Origin of the sequence: Frankia tisae (assembly GCF_025403405.1) — a bacterium.
In the GTDB taxonomy this organism is placed as follows: Bacteria; Actinomycetota; Actinomycetes; order Frankiales; family Frankiaceae; genus Frankia; species Frankia tisai.
The window spans coordinates 1-9,008 of record NZ_JANEZT010000285.1 but is presented as its reverse complement, the minus strand read 5'-3'; the positions used below and the strand labels follow the sequence as shown (position 1 = coordinate 9,008).

Sequence of the window (9,008 nt, the reverse complement as noted above, 5' to 3'; positions counted from 1 at the left end):
GTCGGCTCCGCCGCGCTGGACCCGACCACGCTCGACCCAGCCACCCCGGCCCCGCCGTCCTACCCGAACGTCGCGGCGCCGCCACCACCGGGTCAGCTCGACCCCTGGGGCGTCCCCGGCATCGGGGACAGCGCCGGTGCCGGGGACGGCGGCGCGGCGCCGGGCGGCGTGCCCGGCGCGGTCGTTCCCCTCGATGTGCCCAGGCCCGTCGACGCCGGCGAAGCCGACTCCGGCTCGGCAGTCGTCATCCAGGGGACCAGGGTGAGCAAACGGTTCGTCTCGTACAGCAACCGCGCGACGAGCCTGAAGGAACGGTTCGTCCGCCGCGGTGGCCCCGCCGGTGACGACTTCTGGGCGCTGCGCGACGTCGACGTGACGATCGGGCGCGGCCAGACGGTGGGGCTCGCCGGCGCGAACGGCTCGGGGAAGTCGACCCTGCTCAAGGTGCTCGCCGGCATCCTGCGCCCGACCAGCGGAGAGGTCTCGGTGCAGGGCCGGATCGCGTCGCTGCTGGAACTCGGCGCCGGGTTCAACGGCGAGCTGTCCGGGCGGGACAACGTCTATCTCAACGCCTCGCTGCTCGGGCTGTCCAAGCGGGAGATCGACCGGCTGTTCGACTCGATCGTCGACTTCTCCGAGTTGCGGCACAAGATCGACGATGACGTGAAGCACTACTCGTCCGGCCAGTACGTGCGCCTCGGCTTCGCCGTGGCCGTGCACGTCGATCCGGACGTGCTCCTGGTCGACGAGGTGCTCGCCGTCGGCGACGAGGCGTTCCAGCGCAAGTGCCTGGCCAAGATCGCCGAGTTCCGGGCGCAGGGGCGCACGATCCTCTTCGTCACGCACTCCCTCGACCTCATCGAGAGCATGTGTGACCGGATCCTGGTCCTGGAGTCCGGCTCGCTGATCTACGATGGCAACCCCGCCGTGGGCACGAAGCTGCTACGGCAGAAGCTGGGCAGCCTGCCGGCCGAGGGACCGGTGTCGTGGGAGTACGCCACCGTCCGGCCCCAGTCGGTGGCCTTCAGCCCGGATCCCGGCGGGCTGCCGCTGGTGCAGTACGACCCGGGCGAGCGGCTGACGGTCAGTGTCGAGCTCGACGTCACCGAGGGCGCGCCGGAGCGGATCTACCTGCACACCTACATCGTCGGGCAGAGCGAGGTGCCCATCTGGATGATGGAGACGCCGCCCGGTGGGCTCGCCGTCGGCCCCGGCCGGCACATCGTGGACTTCTCCGTCCCGCACCTGCCTGAACTACTCGGGGCGTTCGCCGTCAAGGTGCACGTCTCGGACGCCATCTCCGGCGCCCCGGTGACGACCCGCCGGTTCGAGGAGCTGTTCGGCGTCAGCGGCCCGCAGGCGGACGGGCTTCTCAAGGTCGACTACGAGGCGAGGCTGCGCGGATGACGGAGCGGGAACAGACGGGAACCACCACCGGGCCGGGCGGCGCCACGTCCGCGGAGCCGCTGGCGACCATCGTGATCGTCAACTGGAACGGGGCGCACCTCCTGCCGGCCTGCCTCGACGGCGTCGCCAAGCAGGATGCCGGCTTCGCCTTCCAGACCTGGGTCGTCGACAACGCCTCCGCGGACGGCTCCCGGGAGCTGCTCGCCGAGCGGTACCCCTGGGTGCGCGTCGTGCCCTCGGACCGCAACCTCGGCTTCGCCGGCGGCAACAACCTCGCCCTGCGCCAGGTCACCACGCCGTACGCAGTGCTGGTGAACAACGACGCCATCCCCGAACCGACCTGGCTCGCGGCCCTGCTGGCGCCGTTCGACGAGCCCGGCGGCCAGCATCTCGGCGCCACCACCGGAAAGGTCGTCTTCCTCCCCCGGTTCCTGCGGATGCAGTTGAGCACGCCCACCTTCGTGCCGGGCCCGCACGATTCCCGCGAGCTTGGCGTACGGGTGTCGTCGGTGACGGTCGACGGGCGCGAGGCACTGCGCGAGGTGCTCTGGGAGAAGCTGACCTACGGCGCCGAGGGACCGGCGAAAACGCCGTACTTCTGGACCCGCGGGGGCGGCGAACTGTGCGTGCCGATCCCCGACGGTGGGCCGGTCACCCTCGGGTTCACCTGGGCGGCGGAGTCGCGCAAGCAGGTCGTGCTGAGCTGGGACGGCCCGACCGGTGCCGCCGACGGTGGCCGGGCGGAGCTGGCCGTCGGCCCCGAGTCGACGACGGTGACGCTCACCGTCGGCGGGGAGGCGCCGCGCGTCGACGTGGTCAACAACGTCGGCGGGATCGTGCTGACCGACGGTTATGGCGCGGACCGCGGCTACCAGCAGGTCGACACCGGCCAGTTCGACCAGCCGGAGGACGTGTTCACCGCCTGCGGCAACGGGATGGCCATCCGGTCGTCGCTGGGCCACGAGCTCGGCTGGTTCGACGACGCGTTCTTTCTCTACTACGAGGACACCGACCTGTCCTGGCGCATCCGCGCCCGCGGGTACACGATCCGCTACGCCCCGGGCGCGGTGCTGCGGCACATCCACTCGGCGTCGAGCGTCGAGTGGTCGCCGCTGTTCGTCTTCCACACCGACCGTAACCGGCTGCTGATGCTCACCAAGGATGCGACGGCGACGCTGGCGCTGTCCGCGGTGCTGCGCTACCCGGCGACGACCGCCTCCATCGCGGTGCGCACCCTTCGCCAGGCATGGCGGGGCCGCAGCCGGCCGGCGATCCGCCCGACGCTGCTGCGGCTGCGGGTGTGCGGCTCCTACCTGCGGCTGCTGCCCGCGATGCTGCGGGCCCGCCGCGAGATCGGCCGTACGACCGCCGAGCGCCGGTCGAGCCTGCAGAGCTGGCTGGTTCCTCGATGAGCGAGCTCACGAGCGACGCCACGGATCCCGCCGCGCCGGCCACCGCTGCCGCCGGCCCCGACGAGCACCCGGCGCGGGGGGTCCACGCCGCCGTCTACAACCGGTTCTGGCACTCGATGGGCGGCGGGGAACGCCACAACGGCATGATCGCCCAGGTGTTGGCGGCCGAGGGCGCGAGCGTCGACATCCTCGGGCACTCCGAGGTCGACCTCGACCGGCTGGGCAGCCATCTCGGCCTGGATCTCGCCGGCTGCCGCTACGTCCGGCTGCCGGACCGCGGCGAGGAGGCCATCGCGGCCCTGTCCGCGGGCTACGACCTGTTCGTCAACGGCTCGTACATGAGCCGCATCGCGCCGCAGTCCCGGCGCTCGGCGTACCTGTGCTTCTTCCCGACGCCCTTCGACCACGACATGGCGGCCTGGCGCAAGGCCGCGGTGCGCACCGCCGGCCCGCTGCTGCGCGGGATACGCCCGGCGGTCAGCTTCGGGCAGGGCTGGTACCCGCCGGAGGGCGGCCGTCGCCGGCAGTGGACCTGGACCAACGGGTCGGGCATCCTCGCCGTGAGTCCAGGCGAGCGGCGCACCCTGCGCGCCGACATCGGCCGCCCCGGCGCGCCCGCCGGTACGTCGCTGCGGGTCCTCGACGCGGGCGGCGGAGTGCTGGCCAAGCTGGAGATCGGCACCGACTTCGCCCCGTTCGAGGTGCCGCTGCCGCCAACCACGGACGGCACCGAGCTCACCCTGGTCAGCGACGCGTTCTCGCCGGGCGACGCGGACGTGCGCGAACTCGGCGTCGCGGTGAGCCGGCCGCGGGTCACCGACGGCGACGAGGGGCCGATCGCCCGCCTGCCGCTGCGCTTTCCCTGGCTGCTGCGGGACCCGGCGGACCTGGCCTACCTCGACGGCTACGACGTGGTCATGGCCAACTCGCAGTTCACCCAGGGTTGGATCCGGCGGCTGTGGAAGCGGGACGCCGACGTGCTGTTCCCGCCGATTCAGGTGCAGCGGCTGCACCCGGCGCCGGCCCGGGAGAAAGCCGTCATCACCGTCGGGCGGTTCTTCGCACCGGGGCTGGGGCACGCCAAGCGGCAGCTGGAGATGGTCCAGTGGTTCGGTGAGCTCTACCGCGCCGGCGACCTGCCGGGCTGGACGATGCATGTCGTCGGCGGCTGCGAGGACTCCCAGCTGCCCTACCTGGAGCTGGTCCGCGCCGCCGGGGCCGGCCTGCCGGTGCGGATCCACCCGAACGCGCCGCGGGCACAGGTCGAGCACCTGCTGTCGACCAGCTCGGTGTTCTGGTCGGCGACCGGCTACGGCGAGGACGACCGGCGCCGCCCCTGGACGGCGGAGCACTTCGGGATGACCACCGTCGAGGCGATGGCCGGCGGCTGCGTGCCCGTCGTCATCGACCGCGCCGGGCAGCGGGAGATCGTCCGGCATGGCGTCGACGGCTACCGGTGGACCGGCCCCGAACAGGTCGCCTCCTTCACCCGTCGGTTGGCCGCCGAGGACGGCCTGCGCGGCCGGCTCGCCGCCGCGGCGATCGAGCGGGCCCAGACCTTCTCGGATGACGCGTTCGCCCGCCAGTGGCACGACATCGCCGAGGGCCGCCGGCTCTACCAGGGCTGACCGGGACCCGCACGTGCGGCATCGACGCGACAGCGGCAGGAGCCACCGGATGAGGATCGTGCTCGACGGCACGCCGCTGCTCGGGCGGCGCACCGGCGTCGGCCGCTACACCGAGCATCTGCTGGCCGGCCTCGCCCGCCTCGACACCTCCTGGGACCTGGCGGCGACGGCGTTCACCTGGCGCGGGCTCGACGAGCTCGCCGGGAGCCTGCCGGCGGGGGTGCGCCCGGCCGCCCGCCGTGCGCCGGCGCGGCTGCTGCAGGACGCCTGGATCCGCGGCGAGCATCCACCGGTGGAATGGCTCACCGGCGCCGCGGACGTCGTGCACGGGACGAACTTCGTGCTCCCACCGCTGCGCCGGGCCCGCGGCGTGCTCACCGTCCACGACCTGTCCTACCTGCGAACCCCCGACACGGTCAGTGCCGCGTCCGCCCGCTACAGCGATCTCGTCCCACGCGGGCTGCGCCGAGCCGCGGCCGTGCTGACCCCGAGCCGGGCCGTCGCCGAGGAGGTCATCACCGCCTACCGGCTTGACCCGGCGCTGGTCACCCCCACCCCACTCGGCGTCGACGACGCCTGGTTCACCACCCCGGCCCCGACGGGAGCCTGGCGGCGGGAGCACGGCCTGCCCGAGCGGTACCTGCTGTTCGTCGGCTCGGCCGAACCCCGCAAGAACCTGCCGGTCCTGCTGGAGGCGGTCCGCCGGCTGCACGCGGCGAAACTCGGCGCCCCCCCGCTGGTGCTCGTGGGACCGCCGGGGTGGGGGCCGGCCCTCGACCTGGCCGGGCTGCCCGCCGGCAGCGTGATCACCGCCGGTTACCTCGACGCCGAGCAGCTTCGGGCGACGGTCGCGGGCGCCAGCGTGTTGTGCTTCCCGTCGCGCTACGAGGGCTTCGGCCTACCGCCCCTGGAGGCGCTCGCCGCCGGCACCCCGGTCGTCGCCGCCGACATCCCGACCGTCCGAGAGGTCACCGGCGCCCTGCTCGATCCCGCTCCCCGCTCCGCCGGCACCCGGGCGGGCAGCCCGGTGCGGCTGGTCCGCCAGGCCGACCGGGACTCGTTCGCCGACGACCTCGCCGAGGCGATCCTCGCCCTGCTCTCCTCCCCCGGCGACGCCGAGGCCGGCCGCACCCACGCCCGCGCCTTCACCTGGCGGCGCACCGCGGAGCTCACCGCGGCCGTCTACCGCCGGGTCGCCGAGCTTCCATAGGGCGACGGCGAGCAGCACCCCGCCGACGATCGCGCAGCCCGCCAGGACCGACAGGCCGACCCACGCCGAGCCGGGCCCGGCGATCGCCCAGGCGGCGCGCAGCCGATCGGGCAGGGCGAGCGTGGCGAGGGCGGGCCGCTTCCACGCCAGCTCCCGCCCGACGAGCACCAGCGTGCAGGCCGCCATCGCCGCGACGACGGCCACGGTCGGCAACCCGCGCCGGCCCAGCGGCAGGGCCCGGCAGGACGCGGCGACGCCGATCGCGAGCACCGGCGCCATCGGCAGCAGGTAACGGGTGAACGACGCCCCACCGGCGGCCACATATCCAACCAGGGTCGCGACGACGAGCAGGCAGTGCGCGGCCAGCAGGAACCACCCGACGGCCGCACCGCCGCCGCCGCCGCCGCCGCCGCCGCTGCCGCTGCCGCTGCCGCCCGGGCCGAACGCGGACCGTCCGAAGACACCCCCGGCAGACGGGCGACGGGCGCACGCACGCACGGCCGCCGCGGCCAGACCGACGCCGGTGACCACCGCGACACCGACGGCGACCTGCTCGGCGTGACCGGTGACGAGCGTGGGCCGGCCGAAGAACCCGCGGTAGACGTACCACCACAGATCCCCGTCGCGCAGCACCTGCCAGGCCGAGGGGCGTGCCCCGCCCAGCGGAAACATGTCCGCGATCCGCCCGGAGGCGGTGGGATCCCCGTAACGGCGCTGATTGCGCAGGTAGAACCAGCCGACGGCGGCGACGGCGAGGGCGAGCAGCGCACCGGCGGCGGCCAGGCCCCGGCCGGCCCGGCGGACCCGGCTGCCCGCCGCGTGCAGCGCGACGGCAGCGGCGACGGCGGGCACCACGGCGACGAGGGCCACCGCGCCGCTGGCCCGGCTGGCCGCCGCGGCCGGCCCGAGCACCGCGAGACCCGCCAGGATGCGCGGCCGCGGCCCGCCGCGAGCAAGGGCGACGGTCACCGCGAGCAGCCCCGTCACGATCGCCATCGCCAGGGTGTCGTTGTAGATCTGCCCGGAGGTGACGACGACCAGCCCGACGGTCCCCATGACCGCCGCCGCCCCGACCGCAACACCCGGCCGTCTCGGCAGCAGGGCGCGACACAGCGCCGCCGTCGCGACGACGACGCCCACGCCGAGCAGCACGTTGACGACACGGGCGGCGCGAAAGCCGGCCAGTGGATGGCCTGACGCCCCGCCGACCCCCAGCGGAACCGCCTCCACCACGTAGAACAACGGTGGATGGTTGGCGGTGTAGACAAGATCGAAGTTGGACAGCGGCCGGCCGAGGCGCACCCCACAGAGCCCGTCGGCGCGCGCGTCGACCGCGGCCCGGGCCTGCGCGGGCGAGGCCCGGCAGTTCGCCGGCAGGCCCGGCATACCGGGCACTCTCGACCGCACCGGGGTGTCGAGCTGCGGCAGCGAACCGTGGGCGAGCTCAAGGGCGTAGGCCGTGTGCTGCGCCTCGTCGGCGCTGGTGAACGGCGGGACCACCGCGGCGACGAGCAGACCCAGCGAGCCGAAGATCAGACCGGCCGCGGCCACCCCGGCCACGAACCACCGCCGCGCCGCCACCGATATGACGGTAGCGCCCGGCCTAGGCCGGCTATGCGGCGGTTCGCCGCCGCCGCAGCGCGGCGACGAACGCGCTCGCACCGATGATCGCGGCCAGGGCGATGGGCCCGATGACCGCGCCGAGGTAGCGGTAGTCGAAGCCGGAGGTGACCGCGGACAGCCCCAGTGTCGACACGCCCGAGCCGGCCGCCAGCCAGAACAACCGGCCGGGCCCGCCAAGCCGGTCGACCGGCCGCCCCATTCCGCGCCGCCGCGCCGCCCGCCGGGCCCGGATCGCCCGGCCCGCCGTGAGCAGCGACGCCGCCACGCCCGCCAGCAGGCCCAGGCCGACCAGGGGCATCGGCGCGTAGGAGAATCGGGACCAGGCGGCGAGCAGGCCCGCCGGCGGCGAGTGCACGGCGGTGGCGACGAAGTAGCCGTCGTCGGCGTGGGCGTCGTCCGGGGCCAGCACGTTGGTGCCGCGGGTCGGCAGCTCCCAGGTGTCCGCCCGGGACGTCTTCGGGGTCTCGTAGGGGACCGGGTCCAGGTAGCCGGCGAGGTAACGGGCCGAGGATGTGGCGATCACCCACGGTTGCCCGCGCACCACCTCGTGAGCGAACGTCCCCGCGAGGTCCTCCCGCCCCGGGGGGACCTGCCGGTGGCCCTGTCGCAGCGGCGAGCCGGCGGGCCACAGGTAGCGGACCGGGGCGCCGCGCTGGTTCACGGGCCGCGGGTCGCACAGGGTCCGCAGGTCCGCACGGGAGATCGTCGAGCAGTCGGCGAACGGCGCCACCCGCCCGTACAGGAAGAACCCGGAATGGGCGGATACCGCGAAACCCTTGCCCTCGGCCGCGCTCCACCCCGCGTAGGCGCCCACCGGCACGGCGGCCGCCACCACGAACGCAACGACGGGGGCCACCGCCCGCGCCGTCGCCGCCCCCGCCGCGCGCACTGGCGCCGCCCGGCGGCCGCGGGCGGCGACCGCGTCGGCCACCAGCACGACCACGGCGACCGCCAGCGGCCCGTAGCCCACGGTCCGCACACACAGCGCCGCGCCCAGCAGCAGCCCGGCACCCGCGGCCGCGACGGCCCGGGGCCGATCCCAGCCCGCCAGCACCGCGACGCCGGCCGAGACGAGCACCCCGAACAGACTGTCCGCCAGCACGAACTGGCCCAGGTCCAACACCCACGGCGCGAGCAGCGCGGGGGCCGCGGCGAGCGCGGCCAACCAGGGCCGGCGGACCGCGCGCAGCGCCGCCGCGTAGAGCGCCACCGCGACGGCCAAGGTCAGCAGGTGCTGCACGACCACGATCCGGGTCACGTGGCTGGGACCGTCGAGGATTCGCAGGAAGATCGGATAGCCGGACGGCCGCCAGTCCCCCGGCCACAGATCGCGCCAGGCCTGGTCCAGATAGGCGGCGGAGTCGCCCAGATACATCAGCGCCGGCGGGTAGGCGACCAGCACCAGCACCCGGGCTGCGACCGCCGCGACGAACAACCCGCTGAACACTGCGTGACGACGAACACCTCGCCGACTCCGTCCGAGGACCGCCTCCAGTAGCCCGACCCGCCGAGCCGGTGAGGCGTCAACGGGTTCGCCGGTGACACCGGCGACGGGCGGACCGCCGCTGCCGGACAGGACGGACTCGGGCGAGCCGGCCTGGATCGGCACGGCGCGGGCGGGCCCCGCAGAGCGGGCGAGTTCGGTGTCGTCACGTCGGCCGCCGGCCTCGAATGCCTCGCCGGGGACCTGGCTGACGTTACCCATCCCCCCGAGTCTCGCAGGCCACC

The 9,008-nt window shown here is 74.6% G+C and carries 5 protein-coding genes; 4 read left to right on the top strand and 1 reads right to left on the bottom strand.

All coding sequences use genetic code 11. The features are described from left to right. Positions 1-195 precede the first annotated feature (195 nt). From NBZ85_RS22740 to NBZ85_RS22725, 4 genes are read left to right on the top strand one after another with little or no spacing between them, the layout of a single operon-like run. A complete protein-coding gene (locus NBZ85_RS22740; RefSeq protein ID WP_261562556.1) occupies positions 196-1,407 on the top strand; it encodes an ABC transporter ATP-binding protein in 1,212 nt (403 codons plus the stop codon). Next, positions 1,404-2,819 carry a glycosyltransferase family 2 protein gene (locus NBZ85_RS22735; RefSeq protein ID WP_261557936.1) on the top strand — a complete coding sequence of 472 codons (1,416 nt, stop codon included), beginning with the start codon at positions 1,404-1,406 and terminating at the stop codon, positions 2,817-2,819. The genes NBZ85_RS22740 and NBZ85_RS22735 overlap by 4 nt, the downstream gene beginning before the upstream one ends. After that, a complete protein-coding gene (locus NBZ85_RS22730) occupies positions 2,816-4,447 on the top strand; it encodes a glycosyltransferase (protein WP_261557934.1) in 1,632 nt (543 codons plus the stop codon). The genes NBZ85_RS22735 and NBZ85_RS22730 overlap by 4 nt, the downstream gene beginning before the upstream one ends. A gap of 49 nt (positions 4,448-4,496) precedes the next feature. Next, positions 4,497-5,657 carry a glycosyltransferase family 4 protein gene (locus tag NBZ85_RS22725; RefSeq protein ID WP_261557932.1) on the top strand — a complete coding sequence of 387 codons (1,161 nt, stop codon included), beginning with the start codon at positions 4,497-4,499 and terminating at the stop codon, positions 5,655-5,657. A 1,612-nt stretch (positions 5,658-7,269) separates the two neighbouring features. Here NBZ85_RS22725 and NBZ85_RS22720 read toward each other — a convergent pair. Next, on the bottom strand, positions 7,270-8,655 hold the full coding sequence (locus NBZ85_RS22720) for a hypothetical protein (RefSeq protein ID WP_372517756.1): 1,386 nt from the start codon (positions 8,653-8,655) through the stop codon (positions 7,270-7,272). Positions 8,656-9,008 lie beyond the last annotated feature (353 nt).

Excerpts from the sequence above, each read along its gene's own strand:
- NBZ85_RS22735 (WP_261557936.1), top strand. The coding sequence starts at position 1,404 with ATGACGGAGCGGGAACAGACGGGAACCACCACCGGGCCGGGCGGCGCC.
- NBZ85_RS22730 (WP_261557934.1), top strand. The coding sequence starts at position 2,816 with ATGAGCGAGCTCACGAGCGACGCCACGGATCCCGCCGCGCCGGCCACC.
- NBZ85_RS22725 (WP_261557932.1), top strand. The coding sequence starts at position 4,497 with ATGAGGATCGTGCTCGACGGCACGCCGCTGCTCGGGCGGCGCACCGGC.
- NBZ85_RS22720 (WP_372517756.1), bottom strand. The coding sequence starts at position 8,655 with ATGTATCTGGGCGACTCCGCCGCCTATCTGGACCAGGCCTGGCGCGAT.